General features: G+C 67.3%; 21 protein-coding genes. 5 read left to right on the top strand and 16 right to left on the bottom strand.

What is annotated here, in order from left to right; translation table 11 throughout:
* Positions 1 to 18 precede the first annotated feature (18 nt).
* Positions 19 to 696 (top strand): GntR family transcriptional regulator, encoded by a 678-nt coding sequence (locus tag J5J86_RS09775; RefSeq protein WP_209104686.1) that lies wholly within the window; start codon positions 19 to 21, stop codon positions 694 to 696.
* A gap of 32 nt (positions 697 to 728) precedes the next feature.
* Here the strand turns inward: J5J86_RS09775 and J5J86_RS09770 are convergent, their stop codons facing one another.
* The 4 genes from J5J86_RS09770 to J5J86_RS09755 are packed head-to-tail and all read right to left on the bottom strand — an operon-like array spanning position 729 to position 4,635.
* Positions 729 to 2,087: an amidase gene (locus tag J5J86_RS09770; RefSeq protein WP_209104685.1), complete on the bottom strand. Its 1,359-nt coding sequence runs from the start codon at positions 2,085 to 2,087 to the stop codon at positions 729 to 731.
* A gap of 55 nt (positions 2,088 to 2,142) precedes the next feature.
* Positions 2,143 to 2,523: a cupin domain-containing protein gene (locus tag J5J86_RS09765; protein ID WP_209104684.1), complete on the bottom strand. Its 381-nt coding sequence runs from the start codon at positions 2,521 to 2,523 to the stop codon at positions 2,143 to 2,145.
* A 35-nt stretch (positions 2,524 to 2,558) separates the two neighbouring features.
* Positions 2,559 to 4,043, bottom strand: a complete 1,485-nt coding sequence (locus tag J5J86_RS09760) for a 4-hydroxyphenylacetate 3-hydroxylase family protein (protein WP_209104683.1) — start codon at positions 4,041 to 4,043, stop codon at positions 2,559 to 2,561.
* A 34-nt stretch (positions 4,044 to 4,077) separates the two neighbouring features.
* On the bottom strand, positions 4,078 to 4,635 hold the full coding sequence (locus J5J86_RS09755) for a flavin reductase family protein (RefSeq protein ID WP_209104682.1): 558 nt from the start codon (positions 4,633 to 4,635) through the stop codon (positions 4,078 to 4,080).
* Between the two features lie 121 nt (positions 4,636 to 4,756).
* Between J5J86_RS09755 and J5J86_RS09750 the strand changes: the two genes are divergently transcribed.
* Both J5J86_RS09750 and ggt read left to right on the top strand, forming a co-directional pair.
* Complete coding sequence (locus tag J5J86_RS09750) at positions 4,757 to 5,335, top strand: MarR family winged helix-turn-helix transcriptional regulator (RefSeq protein WP_209104681.1); 579 nt, start codon at positions 4,757 to 4,759, stop codon at positions 5,333 to 5,335.
* Between the two features lie 114 nt (positions 5,336 to 5,449).
* Complete coding sequence (gene ggt, locus J5J86_RS09745; RefSeq protein WP_247658289.1) at positions 5,450 to 6,985, top strand: gamma-glutamyltransferase; 1,536 nt, start codon at positions 5,450 to 5,452, stop codon at positions 6,983 to 6,985.
* Positions 6,986 to 7,075: 90 nt separating this feature from the next.
* Here ggt and J5J86_RS09740 read toward each other — a convergent pair whose 3' ends face one another.
* The 8 genes from J5J86_RS09740 to J5J86_RS09705 all read right to left on the bottom strand — a co-directional run bounded on the left by J5J86_RS09740 (position 7,076) and on the right by J5J86_RS09705 (position 14,788).
* Positions 7,076 to 7,846 (bottom strand): ABC transporter permease, encoded by a 771-nt coding sequence (locus tag J5J86_RS09740; protein WP_209104679.1) that lies wholly within the window; start codon positions 7,844 to 7,846, stop codon positions 7,076 to 7,078.
* On the bottom strand, positions 7,843 to 8,619 hold the full coding sequence (locus tag J5J86_RS09735; protein ID WP_446698684.1) for an ABC transporter ATP-binding protein: 777 nt from the start codon (positions 8,617 to 8,619) through the stop codon (positions 7,843 to 7,845). The genes J5J86_RS09740 and J5J86_RS09735 overlap by 4 nt, the downstream gene beginning before the upstream one ends.
* A gap of 213 nt (positions 8,620 to 8,832) precedes the next feature.
* The gene (locus J5J86_RS09730) at positions 8,833 to 9,846 is read right to left on the bottom strand and encodes an ABC transporter substrate-binding protein (RefSeq protein WP_209104677.1); all 1,014 of its coding nucleotides are present in this window, start codon (positions 9,844 to 9,846) and stop codon (positions 8,833 to 8,835) included.
* Positions 9,847 to 10,040: 194 nt separating this feature from the next.
* Positions 10,041 to 10,739 (bottom strand): ABC transporter ATP-binding protein, encoded by a 699-nt coding sequence (locus J5J86_RS09725; RefSeq protein WP_209104676.1) that lies wholly within the window; start codon positions 10,737 to 10,739, stop codon positions 10,041 to 10,043.
* Complete coding sequence (locus J5J86_RS09720) at positions 10,726 to 11,514, bottom strand: ABC transporter ATP-binding protein (protein WP_209104675.1); 789 nt, start codon at positions 11,512 to 11,514, stop codon at positions 10,726 to 10,728. Before J5J86_RS09720 ends, J5J86_RS09725 begins: the two co-directional genes overlap by 14 nt.
* Complete coding sequence (locus tag J5J86_RS09715) at positions 11,511 to 12,458, bottom strand: branched-chain amino acid ABC transporter permease (RefSeq protein ID WP_209104674.1); 948 nt, start codon at positions 12,456 to 12,458, stop codon at positions 11,511 to 11,513. Before J5J86_RS09715 ends, J5J86_RS09720 begins: the two co-directional genes overlap by 4 nt.
* A complete protein-coding gene (locus J5J86_RS09710) occupies positions 12,458 to 13,330 on the bottom strand; it encodes a branched-chain amino acid ABC transporter permease (RefSeq protein ID WP_209104673.1) in 873 nt (290 codons plus the stop codon). Before J5J86_RS09710 ends, J5J86_RS09715 begins: the two co-directional genes overlap by 1 nt.
* Positions 13,331 to 13,630: 300 nt before the next feature.
* Entirely contained in the window at positions 13,631 to 14,788 is a 1,158-nt protein-coding gene (locus tag J5J86_RS09705; RefSeq protein ID WP_209104672.1) for an ABC transporter substrate-binding protein, read from the bottom strand.
* 314 nt (positions 14,789 to 15,102) lie between these two features.
* Here J5J86_RS09705 and J5J86_RS09700 point away from each other — a divergent pair, with 314 nt between their 5' ends.
* Positions 15,103 to 15,864 carry a TetR/AcrR family transcriptional regulator gene (locus J5J86_RS09700; protein WP_209104671.1) on the top strand — a complete coding sequence of 254 codons (762 nt, stop codon included), beginning with the start codon at positions 15,103 to 15,105 and terminating at the stop codon, positions 15,862 to 15,864.
* Positions 15,865 to 15,934: 70 nt separating this feature from the next.
* Entirely contained in the window at positions 15,935 to 16,822 is an 888-nt protein-coding gene (paaX, locus tag J5J86_RS09695; protein ID WP_209104670.1) for a phenylacetic acid degradation operon negative regulatory protein PaaX, read from the top strand.
* Positions 16,823 to 16,843: 21 nt separating this feature from the next.
* Here the strand turns inward: paaX and J5J86_RS09690 are convergent, their stop codons facing one another.
* The 4 genes from J5J86_RS09690 to J5J86_RS09675 all read right to left on the bottom strand — a co-directional run bounded on the left by J5J86_RS09690 (position 16,844) and on the right by J5J86_RS09675 (position 21,684).
* Entirely contained in the window at positions 16,844 to 18,106 is a 1,263-nt protein-coding gene (locus J5J86_RS09690) for a threonine/serine ThrE exporter family protein (protein ID WP_209104669.1), read from the bottom strand.
* Between the two features lie 2 nt (positions 18,107 to 18,108).
* Positions 18,109 to 19,728: an NAD-dependent malic enzyme gene (locus tag J5J86_RS09685; RefSeq protein WP_209104668.1), complete on the bottom strand. Its 1,620-nt coding sequence runs from the start codon at positions 19,726 to 19,728 to the stop codon at positions 18,109 to 18,111.
* A 93-nt stretch (positions 19,729 to 19,821) separates the two neighbouring features.
* On the bottom strand, positions 19,822 to 21,231 hold the full coding sequence (gene fumC / locus J5J86_RS09680) for a class II fumarate hydratase (protein ID WP_209104667.1): 1,410 nt from the start codon (positions 21,229 to 21,231) through the stop codon (positions 19,822 to 19,824).
* A 144-nt stretch (positions 21,232 to 21,375) separates the two neighbouring features.
* Positions 21,376 to 21,684, bottom strand: a complete 309-nt coding sequence (locus J5J86_RS09675) for an alkylphosphonate utilization protein (protein ID WP_209104666.1) — start codon at positions 21,682 to 21,684, stop codon at positions 21,376 to 21,378.
* Positions 21,685 to 21,743: the final 59 nt, after the last annotated feature.

The following is a 21,743-nucleotide window of genomic DNA, read 5'->3' as shown; positions in this document are numbered from 1 at the left end:
GCGGCGATGGAGGGGCGTATGCCGCCGGATCAGGACGGGCTGGCCCCTGCCGCCGAGCCGGCCGCGCCCCGTTCGCTGCGCGAGGAGGCCTATGAGCTGATCAAGCAGCGCATCATCATGTGCGCCTGGCGGCCGGGGGAGGCCCTGAGCGAGGCGGTGGTGTCCTCCGCCTTGGGGCTGGGGCGCACCCCCGTGCGCCAGGCTTTCGACCGGCTGATGCGGGACGGCCTCGTGGAGGTGCTGCCCCGCAAGGGCATCATCGTGCGGCCCATCTCGCAGGACGAGGTGCGCGACATGGTGGAGGTGCGCCTCCTCAATGAAGGCTTCTGCGCCCGCCTCGCCGCTGAGCGGGCGGAGCCGCAGACGCTGGCGGCCCTCGCCGCCAATGTGGCGCGCGGTGTCGAGGCCGCCGCCGAGCGCGACGTGCCCACCCTGATGGCGCTCGACCGCGAGTTTCACGGCACCATTTCGGCTGCCGCCGGCAATCCGGTGCTGGGCGAGATCCTGCGCAATCTGCATGAGCGGGCGCAGCGGGTCTGGTTCGTCTCGCTGCGCGACCGGGAGCATCACCGCCGCGTGGTGGACGAGCACGGCGCCATCGTCGCCGCCCTCCATTCGCGCGATGCGGACGCGGCCGAGCAGGCCGTGCGCGCCCACATCCAGTCCTTCGCCGACAATCTGAAGCGCCAGCTCTAAGGCGTGCCGCGCCCGAGGGCGCGGCCTCGTCGTCAGCCCTTCAGCACCGCCTCGATCCCCGCCGCGATGGCGAAGATGCGCGCATCGCTCTCCGCCGGGCCCGCCAGCATCAGCCCCGTCGGCGCGCCCCCTTCGCCCGCCACGGGCAGGGAAATGGCGCAGCCGTCGATCATGTTGATGAGGGTGGGGTTGCGCAGGATCAGCAGGTTCGCCTTGCCATAGGCCGCATCGTCCCCTTCCAGGTCCGCCACGCGGGGCGGGATGACGGGTGTGGTGGGCAGCACCAGCGCGTCATAGGGCGCAAGGCGCGCGGTGGCGCGCTTGATGAGGGCGCGGCGGGCGGCGAGGATGTCGAGATAATCTGCCGCCGACTGGTCGGCGCCGCGCTTGATGCGCACGGACACGCGCGGGTCATAGCCCTCGGCCTTCTCCGCCAGCAGGGCACGGTGGACGGCATAGCTCTCCGCCGCCGTGAAGCCGCCCTTGGCATTGATGCCGGCCACCTCGCCAAATTCCGGGAACGGGGCGGAGGTGACGCGGGCGCCCGCCTGGGAGAGCCGGGCGATGGTCGCCTCGAAGGCGGAGGCGACCGTGCTGTCCAGTTCGTCCAGCGCCACCGTGGCGGGGATCAGCAGCCGCAGGCCGGCGAGCGGGCGGGCGGTGAGCAGCGTCGGTTCCTCGCCCGCCAGGATGGCGTCCAGCGCGGCGCAGCAGGCCACCGAGCGCGCCATGGGGCCGATGGAATCCAGCGAAGAGGAGAGCGGGAAGGCGCCATCCAGAGGCACCCGGCGCGCGGTGGGCTTGAAGCCGACAATGCCGCAGAAGGCGGCGGGGATGCGGGCCGAGCCGCCGGTATCTGTGCCGAGCGCGGCATGGGCCATGCCATCGGCCACCGCCACCGCGCCGCCCGAGGTGGAGCCGCCGGAAATGCGGCCGGTGGCCCGGTCATAAGGCGCGCGGGGGGAGCCGTAATGCGGATTGAGGCCGAGCCCGGAATAGGCGAACTCGGTCATGGTGTTGCGGCCGATGAAGACGAACCCGGCCTTGCGCAGCCGCGCCACGGAGGGGGCATCGCGCGGGGCGGGCGGGGCATCGGCCAGCACCTTGGAGCCGGCGGTGGTCACCTGGCCGGCCACGTCGAACAGGTCCTTGATGCCGATGGGGATGCCGGCGAACGGGGAGGGCGCGGCCCCTGCCGCCCGCAGCGCGTCGAACCCCTCGGCCGCCTTCAGCGCGCCGGCGCGATCCACCAGCGAGAAAGCGCGGGCGCCTTCGCCATCGGCGTCTTCGATGCGGGCGAGGCAGGCTTCGACCAGATCGACGGAGCGCGTGCGTCCGGAGGCGAGGTCTTCGGCGAGGGAGGCGAGGGTCGGCTGGGGAGAGGTGGGCATGGGACCGCCGTCATGGCCCCGCGCCCGGTTGGGGCGCGGGTTCAAGGTTGGGACTTCAGGCCGGATCGAAATAGTGAATCTCGAGCAGCATGCAGCCCTTATCGGACTTGAACGGGCCGTGGAAGGCCCCCGGCGGGCGCACCGCATAGGTGAAGGGCGCGAAGGACTGGCCGCCCTCGCCTTTGTCGTCATTGCCCACGGTGAGGTCGCCAGTGACCAGGAACACCTCTTCCCAATAGTCATGCACAAAGGGCTTGGTGGTGTAGACGCCGGGATCGAAGCGCAACAGGCGCGTGCGCGAGCCACTCTTGTTTTTCTCGTCCAGCGCGCCGGACAGGATCTTCTGCTGAATGCCCGACGGATAGCCGGGGGGCACTTCCCATCCGGTGGTCAGGTCGAGGGTATAGAATTCGTCATGCACTTTGTTGATGGCCATTTCGGCGTCTTTCCTCGTCTGGAAGGGGTGAGGGATTATTCGGCGGCGCGGGCGACCGGGACCTTGACCTCGTCGGAGAGCTCGTAGCCCGAGAGCATGCGGTTGAGCAGGCCGTCGGCGCGGGCCCAGTCATAGGTGCGGAAGGAGTGGCCCTTCACCACGAAGCTCGCGCCTGCATAGAACATCTCGTACTGGGTGTGGCGGGAGGCAAATTCCGAGCCGACCGCATCCCAGGCGAGCTTGTAGAACTTCACCTTCTCCTCCGCCGAGGCGGCGGGCGACTGCTGGGTCTTGCCGATGAGGCGCGCCAGCTCGGGATTCTCAAAGTCGTGCACGGAGGAGGGCAGCATGATCATGCCGCCGCCAGCCAGTTCCCGGAGCGTGGTGATGACCTTGCCATAGACCTGCTGGGCGAGCGTCTGCGCGGCATAAAGCGTGTGGCGGTCGGGCACGAAATAGGGGCCGTAATGGGTGCCCTTGGCCTCCATGGCGGCGACGAAGGCGTCCACCATGCCGGCTTCGGCGGCCAGCTGTCCCAGCGTCTCGCGCACCTGCGGGAAATTGGTGGTGCCGTTCACTTCCGTGATGCGGCGGGCAAGGCCCAGCAGGAAGCGCATCTTCACCGAGAGGCGGATCTGCGCCTGGTAGTTCTGGTAGACATGGGCGGGCGTCGCGTGGAACTGGGCGCCCGTCATCTCGCGGCTGTCCACGATGAAGATGCGGTCCCAGGGCACCTTCACGTCGTCGAAATAGAGCACCGCGTCATTCTCGTCGAAGCGGGAGGACAGCGGATTGTCGAACACCGACGGCGCGCCGGCCTCGTAGGACTTGCGAGACAGGATCTTCAGGCCCTTGGCATTCATGGGAATGGCGAAGGACAGGGCATATTTCTCGTCGCCGGGGGGCAAGGGCTGAATGCAGGTGACGAACACCTCATTGGCCATGATGCCGCCGGTGGCCAGCATCTTGGCCCCGCGCACCGTGATGCCTTCCGCGTCGCGGTCCACGATGGCGGCGGACAGATAGGGGTCCTGCTGCTCGGCCGCGCTCTTGGAACGGTCCGCCTGCGGGTTGATGATGACGTAGGTGAGATAAAGGTCGTTGTCGCGGGCGTAGCGGTAATAATCCGCCAGTGCCTTGGCGCGGGCCGGGTCGTAGGCCTCGAACTTGTCGAGGCCCATATACATGCCGGAAATGCACGAGGCCACATGGTCGGGGGCGCGGCCGAGGAAGCCGGCATGAAGCTCCGTCCAGGCCTCCAGCGCCATGCGGCGGGTCTTCATCTCCTCGTAGGAGGTGGGCAACTGCCAGATGCGGTTGGCGCGGGTGCCGGTGTCGGTCTCGAACGTCATCAGCTCGCGGTTTTCCGGCGCGCTGTGGAAATCGAACATCTTGCCGACGGAGGCGATGGCACCGGCAAAGGCGGGGTGGGTGGTGGAATCGTCCACCAGCTGGCCGTCGAGGAAAATCTCGCGGCCGTCTTTCAGGGAGGCGATGTGCTGGGCGCCGGTCTTGATCATGGCAGGGACCTCTGGAAGCGATGTTGTTGTAAAATCAGCAGTCCGGCGTCTGGCCGGAGGCGAGGGCGTGATAGCGGCCGCGGAAGAAGATCAGCGGATCGCCAAGGCCCGGCGCGGAAAAGCGCAGCACGCGGGCCAGGAAGATTTCGTGGTCGCCGCCATCGTGCCGGGCGAAGGGCTCGCACTCGAAATGGGCGATGGCGCCGGAGATGAGGGGCGCGTCATGGGCGCCGGGCGTGTGGTCCACGTCCTGCCACTTGTCGTCCAGCGCGCGGGCGAAGCGGTTGGACAGATCCTGCTGGCCCTGGCCCAGAATGTTGATGCCGAAGCCGCGGGCCTGCTGCATGGCGGCGAGCGAATAGGCGGTCTTGGCCACGGAAAAGAGGACGAGGGGCGGGTCGAGCGAGACGGAGTTGAAGGAACTCATGGTCATGCCCACGCTCTCGCCTTGCGCGGTGCGGGCGGTGACGATGGCGACCCCGGTAGCGAAGTGACCCAGCGCCTGCCGGAAGGCGCGCGGGTCGAACGCGTTGGTGGGGGCGGGCCCAGCCGGGGCGGGGCCTGGTGCTGCGTGCGAAGAGGCGTGCGACATGATGCCTGATTCCACGGAAGGTCTATAATAGCTTTGATGCAAAGCTAATTGCGAAAGGGATGGACGTCAAGCGCCGACACCTCTTAAGAGGGGGGAATCGCGCGTTTGAATGGAGCCGCCCATGCCGGAGGCAGATGCCCGCACCTCCCTGCCGCTCACCGCGTCCCGCCCGGCGCTCCTGGTGGGCGGATCGGATCGCGAATTCCGCGAACTGGTGCACGACATGCTCGCCTTTTCGTCGGCCATTCAGGAAGTGCGCAATCGGCTCGGCCAGCAGATCGGCCTGTCCGGCACGCAATACACGCTGCTCATTTCCATCGCCCGCCTCAGCGAGAGCAACGGGGAACTGGGCGTCAACCAACTGGCCGAGCATCTGCATTTGTCCGGCGCCTTCGTGACCATCGAAGTCAACAAGCTGGTGGCGGCGGACCTCGTCACCAAGACCGTCAATCCCGACGACCGCCGCCGCGTGGTACTGGCCATCACCGATGAGGCACGCAAGCGCCTGCGGGGGCTGAGCCATATTCAATGCCCCGCCAATGACGCCCTGTTCGAGCCGCTGGAGGCGCAGGACTTCCGCGCCCTTCGGGACGTGATGCGACGCCTCGCCGACACCGGGCCGCGCACGCTGGCGGTCATAGATGCGTTGACCGCCGATACCCCCAAGCGCAAGCGCAAGACGAGTGCCTCCGCCGTCTGAGGCGGCAGATTCAACATGCAACACGGCATCGCCCCGAAGACGCGATCCGCAGGGAGAGAAACGGTGCGAGATTTCCAAAGGCCCGGCCGCTCGGCGGCCTATGGGGAGACGGCGATGGTCGCCACCTCCCATCCGCTGGCAACCCTTGCCGCCATCGAGGTGCTGCGGGAGGGGGGAAGCGCCGCCGATGCGGCGCTCGCCGCCGCAGCCGTGCTGTGCATCGCCGAACCGCAGATGACCGGCATTGGCGGCGATGCCTTCTTCATCCATGCGGACGCAGCGGGCGCGGTGAACGCCTATAATGGCTCGGGTCGCGCGCCGGCCGCCGCCAAGGCCGACCATTTCGCCGAGCGCGGCATCAACGCGCTTCAGCCCACCGATGCCCATACGGTGACCGTGCCCGGCGCGGTGGATGCCTGGATGGCGCTCCATTCCGGCCATGGCCGCCTGCCGCTGGATCGCCTGCTCGGCCCCGCCATCACGCTCGCCCGCGAGGGCTGCATCGTGCATCCCCGCGTTGCCTGGGACTGGGCCCATTTCGAGGCCCGCGCCAAGGCTCGGCCCGAGGCGGCGGCGCTGTTCCTGCGGGACGGGCGTGCCCTTAAGGCAGGCGAGCGCTTTGCCAATCCCGCCTTGGCCGGGACGCTGGCCGCCATCGCCCGCAATGGACGGGCGGCCTTCTATGAGGGCGCGGTCGCGGAGAGCCTCGCCGCCACGCTGCGCGCGGCCGGCGGGCTTCATACGGCAGAAGATTTCGCCGCCCATCACGGCGAAGCGGTCACGCCCATCCGCACCCGCTATCGCGGCATCGACGTGCTGGAATGCCCGCCCAACGGGCAGGGCATCACCGCCCTGATGCTGCTGAATATCCTCACCGCCAGCGGGCAGGATCTCGCCGGGCTTTCGGAGCTGGATCGCATCCACCTCTTCTCCGAGGCGACCAAGCTTGCCTATTGGGAGCGCAACACCTGGTGCGCGGATCCGGCCTTCGCGGCGGCGCCCGTGGAGCGCCTGCTCTCGGCCGCCCATGCGCGGGCCCTGGCGGATGCCATTTCCATGGAGACCGCCCGCACCGCGCCGCCGCATGACCGCACGGCGCACACGGATACCATCTATCTGTGCGTGGTGGACCGGGACCTCAACTGCGTGTCCTTCATCAATTCCCTGTTCAACGCCTTCGGCTCCGGCATCTTCGATCCGGCCACCGGCGTGATGCTGCACAATCGCGGCCTGGGATTCACCTTCGCCGAAGGGCATCCCAACCGCATGGATGGGGGCAAGAGGCCGCTGCACACCATCATTCCCGGCATGGCGCTGGACGGGGACGGCCATCCCTTCATGCCGTTCGGCGTCATGGGTGGGCATTACCAGGCGGCGGGGCACGCTCATCTTCTCATGCAGGTGCTGGATCTTGGCCGCGATCCCCAGGCCGCCGCCGATGCCCCTCGCAGCTTCGCCCATGACGGCGTGCTCCAGGTGGAGGACACGTTCGGCGCCGACCTGCGCGCCGGGCTTGCGGCGCGTGGCCATACGATCACGTCGGCCGACCAGGCCATTGGCGGTGCCCAGGCGATCCGCATCGACCGCGGGCGGGGCCTGCTGATCGGCGGGTCCGATCCGCGCAAGGATGGGATGGCGCTTGGCTGGTAGCAGGCACGTCTCAAAATGAAGCGGGCGCCCCATCGCGAAGATGACGGGCGCCCGGTTCAAAGGTGAAGTGCGCGTGGCGCAGGAGAGCCTTCAGGCCGCCGCGCTCATGGAGGAGCGGAAGGCCCAGGAGACCATGCGCTTTTCCAGCACCGCGAAGACCGCGTACATGAGGATGCCCTCAATGGCGAGCATCATCAGCCCGGCGAAGACCAGCGGCATCTGGAAGTTGGAGCCGGCCTGGACCATCAGGTGGCCGAGCCCCGCATTGGCCCCGATGGTCTCGGACACCACCGCGCCCACGAAGGCGAGCGTGATGGCCACCTTCAGCGCGCCGAAGAGATAGGGCCCGGTGCGGGGGATGCCCACCTTGCGCATGATGTCGAGCTTGCTGGCGCCGAGCGCGCGGAGCACGTCCTCCAGCTCCGGCTCGGTGGTTGCAAGGCCGGTGGCCACGTTCACCACGATGGGGAAGAAGGAGATCAGGAAGGCGGTGAGGATGGCCGGGATCTCGCCGATGCCGAACCACATGATGAGAATGGGCACAACCGCCACCTTGGGGATGGAGTTGAAGCCGATCATCACCGGATAAAGCCCGCGATAGATCGCCCGCGACCAGCCCACCACCAGCCCCAGCGCGATGCCGAAGGCCACCGCCAGCAGGAAGCCGGCGGCCGTGGTCCACAAGGTGACGAAGGAGTTCTTCAGCAGCGGCCACCAATATTGCACCATGGCGGCGAAGATGGCGCTGGGGGCCGGCAGGATGAAGCTGTCGATCTTGAACAGGTAGCAGGCCGCCTCCCAGATCACGAACAAAGCGACGGTGAAGGTGACCGGCGTGAGGTCTTCGCTGGTGATCTTCATGCCTGCCTCACTTCGGCGATCTTGTTGCGGAGGTCATGGACGAGGGTGGTGAAATCGGACCCGTAGCAGATGTCGAGCGCGCGGGGGCGGGGGAAATCCACCGCGCGGCTCTCCACGATATGGCCGGGCCGGGCGCTCATCACATGGATGGTGTCCGCCAGGAAGGCGGCCTCCCGCAGATCGTGGGTCACCAGGATCACGGTGAAGCCGAGCCGCTGCCAGAGGTCGCGGAGCACGCACCACAATTCCTCGCGGGTGAAGGCGTCGAGGGCCGCGAAGGGCTCGTCCAGCATCAGGAGCGCGGGCTCGTGGATGAGGGAGCGGCAGAGCGAGGCGCGCTGCTGCATGCCGCCGGACATTTCCCAGGGATAGCGATCGGCAAATTCGCGCAGGCCCACCACGCCGAGCAGGTCCAGGGCGCGGGTTTTGTAGGCCGCCTTGTCGCGGCGATAGGCGCTGCGGTGGGGCTCGACGATTTCCAGCGGCAGCATCACATTGTCCAGCACGGTGCGCCAGGGCAGCATGTTGGCGTGCTGGAAGGCCATGCCGGCCACCTTCACTGGGCCCGTCACCTCGTGGCCCTCCACCTCCACCTTGCCCTTGGTGGGGCGGATGAGGCCGGTCACCAGCTTCATCAACGTGGACTTGCCGCAGCCGGAAGGGCCGACCACGGCGGCGAACTCGCCTTTCTTCACATGCAGTGAGGTGTGGGAGAGCGCGGTCACATCGCCGGTGCGGCCGCGATAGGACAAGGTTACGTCATGGAGGCGGATCAAGGCTCAAGCCTTTCAGGCAGAGTGGTTCGTCGCGGCTCGGCTTGAGGAGTTCGGGAGGTCGCGCCCGTCCTTCCCCCTCCCCAGCCCTCCCCCGCAAGCGGGAGAGGGAGTGTTCTGTGCAGGTCATGTTCCTGTGCAAGCCATCTTCTCGCCCTCCGGAAACCGCGGGGGGAGGGCCAGAGAGGGGGCCGGCCTGGCCAGCCCCCGCCCTCACTTCAGCTTGCGTTCGGCGGCCGGGGGCAGGAATTCATCGGTGAAGATGTCCACCGCCACGGGCTGCTTGTTCTTGAAGTCATAGGTGACGGCGATCTGGTCGATGGACTTGTTCATGCGGTCCCGGTCGATGCCGCCGACGCCATTCTTCGTCACCCATTCGGTGGCGATATTGTCCTTGATGGCCATCTTGAGCCGGGCGAGCTCCACCTTCTCGTCGCCGGTCTCATTGCGCTTCATCACCGACTTGATGGCATCCTCGGGATTGGCCACGGTGTAGATGATGCCCTTGATGGTGGCGCGCACGAAGCCGGCCACGGCGGCCGGATTGGCCTTGGCGAAGGCCTCGTTGACGATCACCGCATTGCCGTAGAGCACAAGGCCGTAATCGGCCATGAGCATGACCTTCACGTCCTCGGGCTTGATGCCCTTCTGGAGCAGGTTGAAATAGGAGGAGAAGGAGAAGCCGGTGATGGCGTCCACCTTGCCGTCGGCCAGCATGGGCTCGCGCACGGGGAAGCCCACATTCTCCACCGTCACCTTGCTGGCGTCGATGGCGTTCTCCTTCACGAAGGCCTTCCACTGGGCATAGGCGCCATCGGGCGCGGGCGCGCCGAGGATCTTGCCTTCCAGGTCCTTGGGCTTGGTGATGCCGGTCTTGGCCAGGGTCACGATGGCGAAGGGCGGCGTGTCATAGACCATCATGACGGCCTTGACGCCCTTGTCCGGGTTCTGGTCGTGGAACTTGACCAGCGAGTTGATGTCGAAGAAGCCGAGCGGATAGGTGCCCGCCGCCACGCGGGCGATGCCGGCCACCGAGCCGGGGCCGCTGTCGATGGTAACGTTCAGGCCCTCGGCCTTGTAGAAACCCTTGTCGATGGCGACGAAATAGGGGGCGGACGGCCCCTCGAACTTCCAGTCCAACGCGAACTTGATGTCGGTTTCGGCGAAGGCCGGCGCAGCCAGCGTCAGGCCGATTGCGCAAACGACACCCTTAACGAAGCGCCTCATGGTGCTCTCCCTTGGATGACCCCAGGAGAAGCAACCCACATGCCAAGAATGCGGGCAGTCCTGACGTCGTTCTGCGCCGCCAGACTGCCTAAGCAATAGGCGGATGCACGAATAGTGCGCCTGTTTCGCAATCTCGGGGAGAGGGACCTTCGGCTATGCCCTCCCCGCCGAACGGGACGGGAAGGGCGGGGGGCTCAGAGGCCCAGATAGGCGGCGCGCACCTTGGGATCATCCAGCAGGGCCGCGCCCTTGCCTTCCAGCACCACATGGCCGGTTTCCAGCACATAGCCGCGATCGGCGATGGCCAGCGCGGCGGAAGCGTTCTGCTCCACCAGCAGCACGGTGATGCCCTGCCCCTTCAAGGCCACCACCGCCGCCAGAATCTGGTCGATCAGCAGCGGCGCGAGGCCCAGCGAGGGCTCGTCCAGCAACAGGAGCTTGGGGGCCGCCATGAGGGCGCGGCCGATGGCCAGCATCTGCTGCTGCCCGCCCGACAGGCTCATGGCCGGGATGTGCCGCTTCTCGTGGAGAATGGGGAACATCTCATAGACCTGGGCCAGCGTATCCTTGTCCGGCGCGCGGCGGCGGAAGGCGCCGAGGCGCAGATTGTCCTCCACGGAGAGCGGTCCGAACACCTGCCGCCCTTCCGGCGACTGGGAAATGCCCAGTGCCACGCGGGCGTGGGGCTCCAGCTGCTCGATGGGCTTGCCCTCGAACAGGATGCGCCCGCCACTGGCCGGCTGCACGCCGGACAGGGTGCGCAGGAGCGTGGTCTTGCCGGCCCCGTTTGAGCCCACGAGCGCTACGATCTCTCCTGTCTTCACCGTCAGGCAGATGTCATGCAGCACCGTGATGCGGCCATAGGCGGAGGTCAGGCCTTCAACCGTGAGCACGATCCGCCTCCCGCGATCCATGGTCCCCGAGATAGGCGGCGATCACCGCCGGGTCGTTGCGCACCTCGCGCGGCGGGCCTTCCGCCAGGCGCTTGCCCTGGGCGAGCACCAGCACGCGGTCGGAAATCTTCATCACCAGCTTCATGTCATGCTCGATGAGCACCACGCCGATGCCACTCTTGGCGATCTCGCCGATGAGTTCGTCGATGGCTTCCGTCTCCACCGCATTGCAGCCGGCGGCGGGCTCGTCGAGGAGCAGCACCTTGGGATTGGCGGCCAGCGCCCGGGCGATCTCCAGCCGCTTCAGGGCGCCGTAGGGCAGGGAGCCGGCGGAAACATCCGCCACCTCCTTCAGGCCCACGCGCTCCAACAGGGCGAGGGCGGTGGCGCGGGTCGCCCGGTTCTGCCGCATGACGCTGGGCAGGCCGAGGAGATCCGCCAGGAAGCCGGTCTTCTCGGACAGGTGGCAGCCCACCATCACATTCTCCACCGCGCTCATGCGGAAGAAGACCTGGAGGTTCTGGAAGGTGCGCGACATGCCCCGGCGCGTCAGCAGATGCGGTGCAAGGCCGGTGACGCGCGCGCCGCCGAGCCGCACCTCGCCCCGGCTCGGCTTGTAGATGCCGGTCACGAGGTTGAAGAGCGTGGTCTTGCCGGCGCCGTTGGGGCCGATGATGGAGAAGACCTGGCCCGCCTCCACCTGAAAGCCCACCTTGTCGACCGCCACCAGGCCGCCGAAGGAAATGCCGATATCCTCCACTGCGAGCAGGCTCATGACACGCGCTCCAGCAGCCAGTTGCGGATGGTGGGCACGATGCCCGCGGGCAGGAAGATCATGAACACCATGATGAGCAGGCCCAGCACCGCCTGCTCATATTCCTGAAGGCCGGTGAGGGCCTGCGGCAGCACCACCAGGAAGGCGGCGCCCACCACGGCGCCCAGCACCGAGCCGAGGCCGCCGATGATGACCATGGCCACCAGCTCGATGGAGTGCATGAAGGAGGCGGCATCGGGGGTGATGAGGCCATTCATCAGCGCCAGCAGCCCGCCGGCGAACGCGGCATAGACGGCGCCGATGACGAAGGCGACGAGCTTCTTGGCGCCCACGTCCACGCCCGTGCCGGCCGCCGCCACCTCGCTGTCATGCAGCGCCTTCAGCGCCCGTCCCGTGGGGCTCGCGGCGATGTTGAGGGCGAGGAAGGCACCGATGAGAAGCGCACCGGCGGAAATCCAATACCAGTTCTGCGCCCCCGACACGCGCCAGCCGAACAGCGTCAGGCGTGCCACAGACATGCCGTCCGGCCCGCCGGTCACCGCGCTCTCGCTGTGGAGCACGAGGGCGATGATAACGCCGAAGCCGAGCGTGGCGATGGCGAGATAATAGCCTTTCAGCCGCAGGATGGGTCGGCCCACCAGGAAGGCGATGAGGCCGGACAGTGCCGCCCCCAGCACCAGGGACAAAAGCGGATGGAGCCCCAGATGCGCCGGGCCGATGGCCACCGCATAGGCGCCGATGCCGAGGAAGCCGGCATGGCCCAGGCTCACTTGGCCGGCATAGCCCATGAGGATGGTGAGGCCCAGGGCGGCGAGGGCGAAGATCCACACCAGGGCCGCCACCCGCAGATAGAAGGAGGAGGGGGCGATGAGGGGCACCAGCACCATGATAAGGGCCAGCACCAGGAGGGGCGAGAAACGGGCTTTGAGCGCGGCGGCCAGCATCACACGCGCTCCACGCTGCGGCCGCCGAACAAGCCGCGCGGCATGAAGAAGAGCACCAGCAGGATGACGAGGAAGGCCACCGCATCCTTGTAGGTGGAGGAGATGTAGCCGGCGCCGAACGCCTCCAGGAGGCCGATGAGCAAGCCACCCACCACCGCGCCCAGCGGATGGCCCATGCCGCCCACCATGGCGGCGGCAAAGCCCTTGAGGGCAAAGAGGGTGCCCACGTCGTAGCGGGTCAGGGTGATGGGCGTCACCACCACGCCGGCAATGGCGCCGATGGCGGCCGACACCCCGAAGGCGAGCGCCAGGATGATGGTGATATTGATGCCCACGAGGCGCGCGGCGAGCCGATTGGCGGCGGTGGCGAGCAGCGCCTTGCCGATCAGCGTCTTTTCCAGGAACAGATAGAGCCCCACGAACAGCACCAGCGCCGTGCCCACCACCCACAGGCTCTGGGGCAGGATGGTGGCGCCACCCACCGCGATGGGCGCATCGCCGGAAAAGGCGGGCAGGGAGTGGAACTGCTTATCGAACACCACCTGCGCCACGCCCTTGATGAAGATGGACGCGCCGATGGTGATCATGATGAGGGCGACGGGCGAGGCCCCGCGCGCCGGCTCGATGGCCAGGCGATGCAGCAGCAGCCCCACGATCACGGCGCCGAGAATGGCGATGAAGGCCGCCAGCGGCAGCGCGATGCCGGTCGCCGCCAGGAAGACGGTGCCCATGCCGCCGATCATCACGAAGTCGCCCTGGGCGAAATTGATGACGTCCGAGGCGTTGTAGATGAGGGTGAAGCCGAGGGCGACGAGCGCATAGACCGCGCCCACCGTTAGCCCGGAAAACACCAGTTGCAGGAACTCGGCCATAGGGGTGTCGGGTCCTGTTGGAAGCGGGTGGTGGATGTTTGGTGGGGCGGGTCGGGGCCTTGCCGCCCTTCGGACACGGGTGCGATCGGGGCGGGCTGACCCTCCAAGGCTCCGCCCGGCGCCCCCTCCGCCCGGCGCCCCCTCCCCAACCCTCCCCCGCTCTCGCGGGAGAGGGAGCTTGGCAGGACGGGGATCGGGTGCCGAGACTGGGCCGAACGTGTTCAATCCCGGCGGATTTCCCTCTCCCGCTTGCGGGGGAGGGCCAGGGAGGGGGAGGGCTGGGAACGGGCCCCCAAAAGCCTACTTGGCTTCCATCACCCAGTCGCCGCCCTTGATGACCAGCATGCGGAAGCTGTCCGTGCCAAGGCCCAGATGGTCGGTGGCGGACATGGTGTAGATGCCGGTCACGCCCACATAGTCCTTGGTGGCCTCGATGGCGTCGCGGATCTTCTGCGGGTCGGTGGACTTGGACTTCTCGATGGCGTTCACCAGGAGCTGGATGCCGTCGAAGCCGTAGCCGCCAAAGGTGGAGACGGGCTGGCCGGTGGCCTTTTCGTAAGACGCCTTGTAGGCCGCGCCGATGGCCTTCTGGCGATCGCTGTCGGGCAGCTTGTCCACCACCAGCAGAGCGGGGGCGGGCAGGCGCACGCCCTCGGCGGCGGGGCCGGCCAGGTCGATGAAGCTCTTGGAGGCGACGCCGTGGCTCTGATAGAGCGGCAGCGCGATGCCGAGCTGGGCATAATTGCGCGTCACGATGGCCGGGCCCTGGCCGAAGCCGGGATTGAGCACCGCCTGGATGCCGGCGGTGTTCTTGATCTTGTTGAGCTGGGGCGTCATGTCGGAATCGGTGGCGCCGTAATTCTCGTCCACCAGCACGGTGATGCCGTAGTCGCCGATCACCTTCAGGCACTGGGCGCGCATGGACTTGCCGAAGCCGTCCGTACCCGAGATCATGCCGATCTTGGTGATGCCCTTGGCCTTCATGTCCTCGAAGATCTTCTGGCACGCGGTCTTGTCCGTGTGCGGGGTCTTGAAGACGAAGGCCCGCACGGGCTCGACGATCTCGATGGCGCCGGCCAGCGAAATGAAGGGGATCTTGGCGTCCTCGAAGACGGGGATCATGGCCATGGTGGTGCCCGTGGTGGTGCCGCCCACCATGGCGATCACCTTGTCGTCTTCCACGAGGCGGGTGGCGAAGGTGCGCGCCTTGTTGGCATCGCCGCCATCGTCATAGAGCACCAGCTCCACCGGGCGCCCGAGCAGGCCGCCTTTCTTGTTCAGCTCTTCCACATAGAGCTTCAGCGTCTTGGCTTCCGGGTCGCCGAGAAAGGCGGCGGGGCCGGTGGCCGATACGACGGAGCCGATCTTCACGGGCTCGGCGGCAAAGGCGGAAGTGGAAAGCGCGGCAGCGAAGGCGGCAGCGCGCAGCGTCCACCGTCCGAAGACGGACATACCCATGTGGCGTTCCTCCAAAAGGTCCAGACCTGACCGTCGCAAGGGCGGGTTGGCCCGCCTCCAAGCGTCCGCCCACCCCAGGGGCCTTGCGGCCTGACCTTTGGGGAGGAGCGACGACTTCACTGTAAGATTAACCGACCGATTGGTCAATCATATCCGTGCGGATTTGATCGAGGTCAAAAACGCCGCGCAACGCAATTGATCGACCAGCCGGACAATCTTTGATATGCGGGATTTCAGCGCGCGCCGCGCCGGCCGTTGTGAGCGGCTCTCCCTTCGCGGCTGGCGTGCGCCTGAAGGTTGGGATTGGGAAACGGATGGCCCGCACACGCGCCCAGGATTACGACACCAAGCGGCTGGCGATCCTGCACAAATCGGCCGAGCTGTTCGCGCAGTTCGGCTATTCCGGCACCTCGATCACCATGATCGCGGATGCCTGCGGCGTCTCCAAGGCCTTGCTCTATCACTATTATCCCGACAAGGAAGCGCTGCTCTTCGACATCATCTCCGACCATCTGGACGCCCTCATCCAGGTGGTGGAGGAGGCGGCCGCCGGCGCGCGCGATCCGCAGGAGCGCCTGTTCGCCATTTCCGCCGGCCTGCTGGAGGCCTATCGGGATGCCGATTCGCAGCACCAGATCCAGATCGCCAACTTGAAGCTCCTGCCGCAGGAAAAGCAGGACGTGCTGCGCGAATTGGAGCGCGTGCTGGTGCGCATCTTCTCCGACGCGCTGGCCGAGGCGGTGCCGCAGGTGGGGCGGGGGCCGATGCTGAAGCCCCTGACCATGTCGCTCTTCGGCATGCTCAATTGGCACTATCTGTGGTTCCGGGACGGCAAAGGCCTCTCGCGCGCCGAATATGCGCGCCTCGTGACCACCTTGCTCCAGGCGGGGGCGCAGGAGGCGGTGGCTGTTGTCGGCACGCCCGCGCCGGCGGAGAGCGCGGGGCAGGGCGAGGTCACCGAGGCGAAGGCCGAGAGCAAGGCCGCGAAGGCGGCGGTTTCGCCCACTCCCGCGCCGTCCGCCAAGCCCCGCAAGCGCGCCGCGGCCCGGCCGCGCGCGGCAGCCTCGCGGGACTGAGGCCGGCCTCCCTCCACGCGCCGGCGTCTGACGGGTTCCGGTTCGGCCCTTCCAGCGCTATGGAGCATCCATGCCGGACGCCTCCTCGCCCACCCAAGCGGCGCTGAACCAGATCCTCGACCATGTGCGGGCCGAGCCCTCGCGCACCTGGTCCATCATCATCACCATCTATGGCGATGCCATCGTGCCGCGCGGCGGCAGCGTGTGGCTGGGCACGCTCTTGGCCTTCTTCAATGCCATGGGGATCGCCGACGGGGTGGTGCGCACGGCCGTCTCGCGCCTGGCCTCCGATGGCTGGCTGGAGCGCACGCGCATCGGCCGCAACTCCTTCTACCGACTGGCGGACAAGGGCCGCGAGACCTTCCGGCGGGCGAGCGCGCACATCTATGCCCAGCGTCCGCCGGACTGGCGCGGGCATTTCGAGATGCTGTTCCTGGATGGCATTTCCAGCCGCGAGGGCTTGCGCGAAGCCTTGTCCGATGCCGGCTTCGGCTCGCCGGCCGCGGGCGTTTGGATCGCGCCCGGCGGAGCGGCCGTGCCCAGCGAGGCGGCCGACAGCCTCCATGTGGAAGCCCGAGGCGGGCCGGATGAGGCGCGCACCCTGGCCGCCCGCGCCTGGCCGCTGGCCCAGACCGGCGAAGCCTATGGGCGTTTCCTGGCCGTCTTCGGTCCGCTCGGCGCGGCGCTGGCGGATGGTGGCGGCATGAGCGACCTCGACCGGCTGGTGGCGCGGGTTCTGCTCATCCATGAATACCGGCGCATCGTGCTGCGCGATCCGCTCCTGCCGGCCGAGATCCTGCCCGCCGATTGGCCGGGCGCGGCGGCCCGTGCCTTGTGCGCGGACATTTACGGCGCGCTGGTGGAGGGATCGGAGCGCTGGCTCGATGCCCATGGGGTGAACGAGCACGGCGCCCTTCCACCCCCGGCCGCAGACCTGCGGCGGCGCTTCCGGGCGTGACGCGCCGGCTCCGCGGGGCGGTCAGGTGTCCTTCGGCGGATCGATGTCCTCGATCAGCATCTTCGGCAGGATGAGGCCGAAGGCCATGGCCACCATCACCGCCACCGATGTGGTGCCGTAGACGGCGGCGGCCGTCAGCAATTGCGGCGCCGCGGCCGGGCCCGCATTGGCCATGCCGATCAGGGCGTCCGCCATGCGGAACACGAAGGAGCCCGGGATCAGCGACACCACCGAGGCGAAGGCGAAGGCCGCGAAGGGCAAGTGCAGGCGGTTGCTCAACGGCGTCACCACCGCGCCGACAAAGAGGCAGGCGACGAAGGACGAGAGCGCCGCGCCGCCCCCCATCGCAAGCACGCCCCAATGCAGCGCATGCGCCACCATGCCCACTGCCATGGGCAGAGGCAGCCAGCGCCAGGGCATGGAAAAGAAGGTGCCATAGGCGGCCACCGCGATGGCCGCCGCGATCATGTCCACCGGCAAGGCGACGCTGGCGCCGCCCGCTGTCAGGGGAATGCTCTGGCCGCCCACCGAGAGGCCCGCCAGCAGGCCCACCGTGATGAGCAGCACCAGGAGGCTGGCAAAGGCCAGGCGCTCGATGGCCAAGGGCACGCGCATGCGGGCGAGATCAATGGCCCCGTTCAGGAGATGGGGGCCCGGCACCAGCACCATGCAGGGGCAGAGCGCGATGACGAACACGGCGCTGGAGGGCAGCAGATGCCCGACCCCCACGGCAATGAGGCCGGCGAGAAAGGCGGCCGCCAGCGGCTGGGGCAGGGGCGTGGGCGCCACCCGCGCCAGCCACCGCCGGACGCACGCCCCGGCAAAGGCGCTGATGAAGACGAGGAGGATCGTGACGGGATCGGTGGCGCCGAAGATCACCGACAGCGCCGCAGCGCCGGCACCGGCAAGGCCGGCGAAGCGCAGCAGGGAGACGGGGGGCAGGTGCTCCACGTCCTTGATCCGGGCGAGGGCATCCGAGGGGCCAAGTGAACCGGCTCGCACCGCGTCCATCATCTTCAAGGTCTCGGTGACCTTGTGCATCTCCACGCCGGCGGGGATGGCGGGCACGATTTCCAGCCACTCGCCCCGCTCTGGCCGCTCGAACCGCAGCGCCACCTCGCCCCAACGGGCGCCGACCGAGAGCGTCAGGCCGAAATGGTCGGCGAGCCGCGTGAGGTTGCGGACCGTGCGCTCCGTGGTCTGTCCGTTGCAGAACAGAAGACGGGCGCAGGCGCGCAGCAGGGCGATGACCTCTTCCTCGCCGGCCGGCGATGCATCCCCCATAATCAGACCGCCGGATAGGCGGGCTGATAAGCCATGGCCTCGATATGGGCGGCGATGTCGGCGGGCCGTTCCACGCGGGCAAGGCCATTGTCGAAGATCCGCTCGGCAATGCGCGCGGCCACATGGAGGGAGGCGGCGCGGATGTCGTGCTGGGGCGGATAGATGAGGCCGCTGTCCAGCTCCTCTTGCGTCACCAGTTCGGCCACCGCCTGGGCGGCGACGATGAACATGTCCTGGGTGACGCGTGTGGCCTGGGTGGCCAGCACGGCCATGCCCATGGCCGGGAAGATATAGACGTTGTTGCCCTGGCCGGGGATGAAGGTCTTGTCGCCGAGCTTCACCGGCGGGAACGGGCTGCCCGAGGCAAAGATGGCCCGCCCTTCCGACCACTTATAGGCCTCTTCCGCCGTGCATTCGGAGCGCGAGGTGGGGTTGGAATAGGGGAAGATGATGGGCCGGGCATTGATCCTGGCCATGGCCTCGATCACCGCCTGATTGAACAGCTTGGGCACGGTGGAGACGCCCACAATGCCGGTGGGCTTCAACTGCTCGATGGCCTCGACGAACGAGCTGATCGCCGCATGGTCATGGGCGAAGGGCTTCTGGAAGTCGGCGACGTCGGTGCGCGAGGACACCATCAGGCCGTTAATGTCGAACAGCCAGCAGCGCGCCCGCGCCTCCTCGATGGTGGCGCCTTCCAGCACCATGGCCTCGCTGATCAGTTCGGCAATGCCGGTGGCAGCCGAGCCGCCGCCCAGGAACAGGAAGGTCTGGTCGGTAAGCTTCTCCTTGGAGATGCGCAGGGCGCCATAGATGCCCGCCACCGCCACCGCCGCCGTGCCCTGGATGTCGTCATTATAGGTGCAGGTGCGGTCCCTGTAGCGCTCCAGGATGGGCACAGCGTGGAAATTGGCGAAGTCTTCCCACTGGATGCAGCACTTGGGATAGAGCTCGGCGATGGCGGTGACGAATTCCTCGATGAAGGCGTCATACTCCGCCCCGCGCACCCGCTGCTGGCGCAGACCGAGATAAAGCGGGTCGTCCAGATAGGTGGCGTTGTTGGTGCCCACGTCCAGGGTGATGGGCAGCGTCATTTCCGGGGGCACGCCAGCGCACACCGTATAGAGGGCAAGCTTGCCCACCGGAATGCCCATGCCGTTCACGCCGAGATCGCCGAGGCCGAGGATGCGCTCGCCGTCGGTGACCACGATGAAGCGGATGTCCTTGTACGGCCAGTTGGCGATGAGGGACTTCAGCCGCCCCTTGGCGGTGATGGGCAGATAGAGGCCGCGCGTGGCGCGCAGGAAATGATCGAACTTCTGGCAGGCCTCGCCCACGGTGGGGGTATAGACCAGCGGCATGAAGGTGGCCGGGTCGGACATGAGCGTGGCGTAATAGAGCGTCTGGTTGCGGGCCTGGAGATCGCTCAGAAGCAGGTACTTTTGCAGGTCGTTATCGAGCTGCTCCAATTGCAGGTGCACGCGGGCGACCTGGGTCTCCAACGTATCGGCGCCGGGCGGCAGCAGGCCTTCGAGGCCGAGGCGCGCCCGGTCCTCCACGGCGAAGGCGCTGCCGCGATTGAGTTCGGAATCGTGCAGGAGGGAAAAGCCGGAAGCGGTCATGGAAGGCCCCAATGCTGTCCTTGGAAACGGGACGGGGCGGCCATGGAGCGGCCGCCCGGCAGGAAGTCACCGGCGCGGGGGAAAGAACGGGGCTCAGTCGCCCTCGTGCGCCACGTAGGGCTTCACCATCTTGGTCGGGTCCACCACGCGGTGGAACTCGTCCTCGGTGACATAGGCCAGTTCCAGCGCCGCCTCCTTCAGGGTGAGGTCGTTGTCCATGGCGTGGTGGGCGATCTTGGAGGCCTTGTCATAGCCGATCACCGGGGCAAGGGCCGTCACCAGCATCAGCGAGCGGTCCACATATTCGGCGATCTTCTTCAGGTTCGGCTTGGTGCCCTCAACCAGGAAGCGGCGGAAATTGGTGCAGCCGTCCGTGGCGAGCGTGATCGAGTTGCAGATGTTGAAGATCATCAGCGGCTTGTAGACGTTCATCTCCAGATAGCCGCTGGCGCCGCCAAAGCCCACCGCCACGTCATTGGCCATCATCTGCACGGCCAGCATGGTCAGTGCCTCGGCCTGGGTGGGGTTCACCTTGCCGGGCATGATGGAGGAGCCGGGCTCGTTCTCCGGGATGATCAACTCGGCAAAGCCAGCGCGCGGGCCGCACGACATGAGGCGGATGTCGTTGCCGATCTTGTAGAGTGAGGCGGCGAGCGTGCGCAGCGTGCCGGAGAACTGCACCAGCGCGTCATGGGCGCCCTGCACCGTGAACTTGTTGGGCGCGGTCACATAAGGCAGGCCGGTGAGGGCGGCAATCTCCGCCGCCACCGCCTCGGCAAAGCCGGGGGCGGCATTGATGCCAGTGCCCACCGCCGTGCCACCGAGCGCCAGGCGATAGACACCCTTCAGCGCGTCGTCGATGCGCTCCAGATCGTCGGTCAGCATGCCCGCATAGCCCGACCATTCCTGACCGAGCGTCAGGGGCGTGGCATCCTGCATGTGGGTGCGGCCGATCTTGACGATGTCCTTCCACTCCTCTGCCTTGGCGGTGATGGCATCGCGCAGAGCGGTGACGGCGGGGATGAGGCGCGTGGTGGCGTTCACGCCCACCGCCACATGCATGGCCGAGGGGAAGGAATCGTTGGAGGACTGGGACATGTTGACGTGGTCATTGGGATGGACCGGCGTCTTCGAGCCCAGCGGGTTGCCCGCCATCTGGCAGCAGCGGTTGGAGATCACCTCGTTCACATTCATGTTGAACTGGGTGCCCGAGCCGGTCATCCACACATGCAGCGGGAACATGTCGTGGTGCTGGCCGGCGAGGATCTCGTCGCAGGTGGCGGTGATGAGCTTGAATTGCTCGTCCGGCAGGCGCCCGCCTTTGTGGTTCGCCGCCGCCGCGCCCTTCTTGAGGGTGGCGTAGGCGGTGATCATCTCCCGCGGCATCAGGTCCTTGCCGATGCTGAAATGCTCCAGGGAGCGCTGCGTCTGCGCGCCCCAGAGCTTGTCGGCGGGAACCTGGACTTCGCCCAGGCTGTCGGTTTCGGTGCGCATCTCAGTCATGGGCCGCCCCCTTATTTATTGCATCCAGACTGCGCAGAATGGCGGCGGGATGCAAATGGCTCATGACGTCCCATGCAAGTGAAATTGCTTCCATTTCGGGTGCGATATGGGACGGTCCGAAACGGCCCCCGATAGGGCCGGCGATCAGACCTTCTTGACGAACTCCGCGCGCAGCACTAGGCCCTTGATGCCGGGATAGCGGCAGTCGATCTCCTGCGCGTCGCCGGTGAGGCGGATGGTCTTGATGACGGTGCCGCGCTTCAGCGTCTGGCCCGCGCCCTTGACCGTCAGGTCTTTGATCAGGGTCACGCTATCGCCGTCCTGCAGCAGGTTGCCCAGCGCGTCGCGCACCTCGACGCCGGAGCCGGCCTCAGCCTTCCGGGCGGCGGCATCCTCGGGGCTCAGCCATTCGCCGGTGGCTTCGTCATACACATAATCGCCTTCGGTGCTCATGGCGTCCTTCCAGGTTGCGGTGGGGCGCGGACCATACACGAGGCCGTGAAGCGAAAGCG

This window comes from Aquabacter sp. L1I39 (assembly GCF_017742835.1).
Taxonomy (GTDB): Bacteria; Pseudomonadota; Alphaproteobacteria; order Rhizobiales; family Xanthobacteraceae; genus L1I39.
Note: the sequence above shows the minus strand (reverse complement) of the source record. Positions and strands in the feature narration are given on the sequence as shown.

Excerpts from the sequence above, each read along its gene's own strand:
- J5J86_RS09775 (WP_209104686.1), top strand. The coding sequence starts at position 19 with ATGCCGCCGGATCAGGACGGGCTGGCCCCTGCCGCCGAGCCGGCCGCG.
- J5J86_RS09770 (WP_209104685.1), bottom strand. The coding sequence starts at position 2,087 with ATGCCCACCTCTCCCCAGCCGACCCTCGCCTCCCTCGCCGAAGACCTC.
- J5J86_RS09765 (WP_209104684.1), bottom strand. The coding sequence starts at position 2,523 with ATGGCCATCAACAAAGTGCATGACGAATTCTATACCCTCGACCTGACC.
- J5J86_RS09760 (WP_209104683.1), bottom strand. The coding sequence starts at position 4,043 with ATGATCAAGACCGGCGCCCAGCACATCGCCTCCCTGAAAGACGGCCGC.
- J5J86_RS09755 (WP_209104682.1), bottom strand. The coding sequence starts at position 4,635 with ATGTCGCACGCCTCTTCGCACGCAGCACCAGGCCCCGCCCCGGCTGGG.
- J5J86_RS09750 (WP_209104681.1), top strand. The coding sequence starts at position 4,757 with ATGCCGGAGGCAGATGCCCGCACCTCCCTGCCGCTCACCGCGTCCCGC.
- ggt (WP_247658289.1), top strand. The coding sequence starts at position 5,450 with ATGGTCGCCACCTCCCATCCGCTGGCAACCCTTGCCGCCATCGAGGTG.
- J5J86_RS09740 (WP_209104679.1), bottom strand. The coding sequence starts at position 7,846 with ATGAAGATCACCAGCGAAGACCTCACGCCGGTCACCTTCACCGTCGCT.
- J5J86_RS09730 (WP_209104677.1), bottom strand. The coding sequence starts at position 9,846 with ATGAGGCGCTTCGTTAAGGGTGTCGTTTGCGCAATCGGCCTGACGCTG.
- J5J86_RS09720 (WP_209104675.1), bottom strand. The coding sequence starts at position 11,514 with ATGAGCCTGCTCGCAGTGGAGGATATCGGCATTTCCTTCGGCGGCCTG.
- J5J86_RS09715 (WP_209104674.1), bottom strand. The coding sequence starts at position 12,458 with ATGCTGGCCGCCGCGCTCAAAGCCCGTTTCTCGCCCCTCCTGGTGCTG.
- J5J86_RS09710 (WP_209104673.1), bottom strand. The coding sequence starts at position 13,330 with ATGGCCGAGTTCCTGCAACTGGTGTTTTCCGGGCTAACGGTGGGCGCG.
- J5J86_RS09705 (WP_209104672.1), bottom strand. The coding sequence starts at position 14,788 with ATGGGTATGTCCGTCTTCGGACGGTGGACGCTGCGCGCTGCCGCCTTC.
- J5J86_RS09700 (WP_209104671.1), top strand. The coding sequence starts at position 15,103 with ATGGCCCGCACACGCGCCCAGGATTACGACACCAAGCGGCTGGCGATC.
- paaX (WP_209104670.1), top strand. The coding sequence starts at position 15,935 with ATGCCGGACGCCTCCTCGCCCACCCAAGCGGCGCTGAACCAGATCCTC.
- J5J86_RS09690 (WP_209104669.1), bottom strand. The coding sequence starts at position 18,106 with ATGGGGGATGCATCGCCGGCCGGCGAGGAAGAGGTCATCGCCCTGCTG.
- J5J86_RS09685 (WP_209104668.1), bottom strand. The coding sequence starts at position 19,728 with ATGACCGCTTCCGGCTTTTCCCTCCTGCACGATTCCGAACTCAATCGC.
- fumC (WP_209104667.1), bottom strand. The coding sequence starts at position 21,231 with ATGACTGAGATGCGCACCGAAACCGACAGCCTGGGCGAAGTCCAGGTT.
- J5J86_RS09675 (WP_209104666.1), bottom strand. The coding sequence starts at position 21,684 with ATGAGCACCGAAGGCGATTATGTGTATGACGAAGCCACCGGCGAATGG.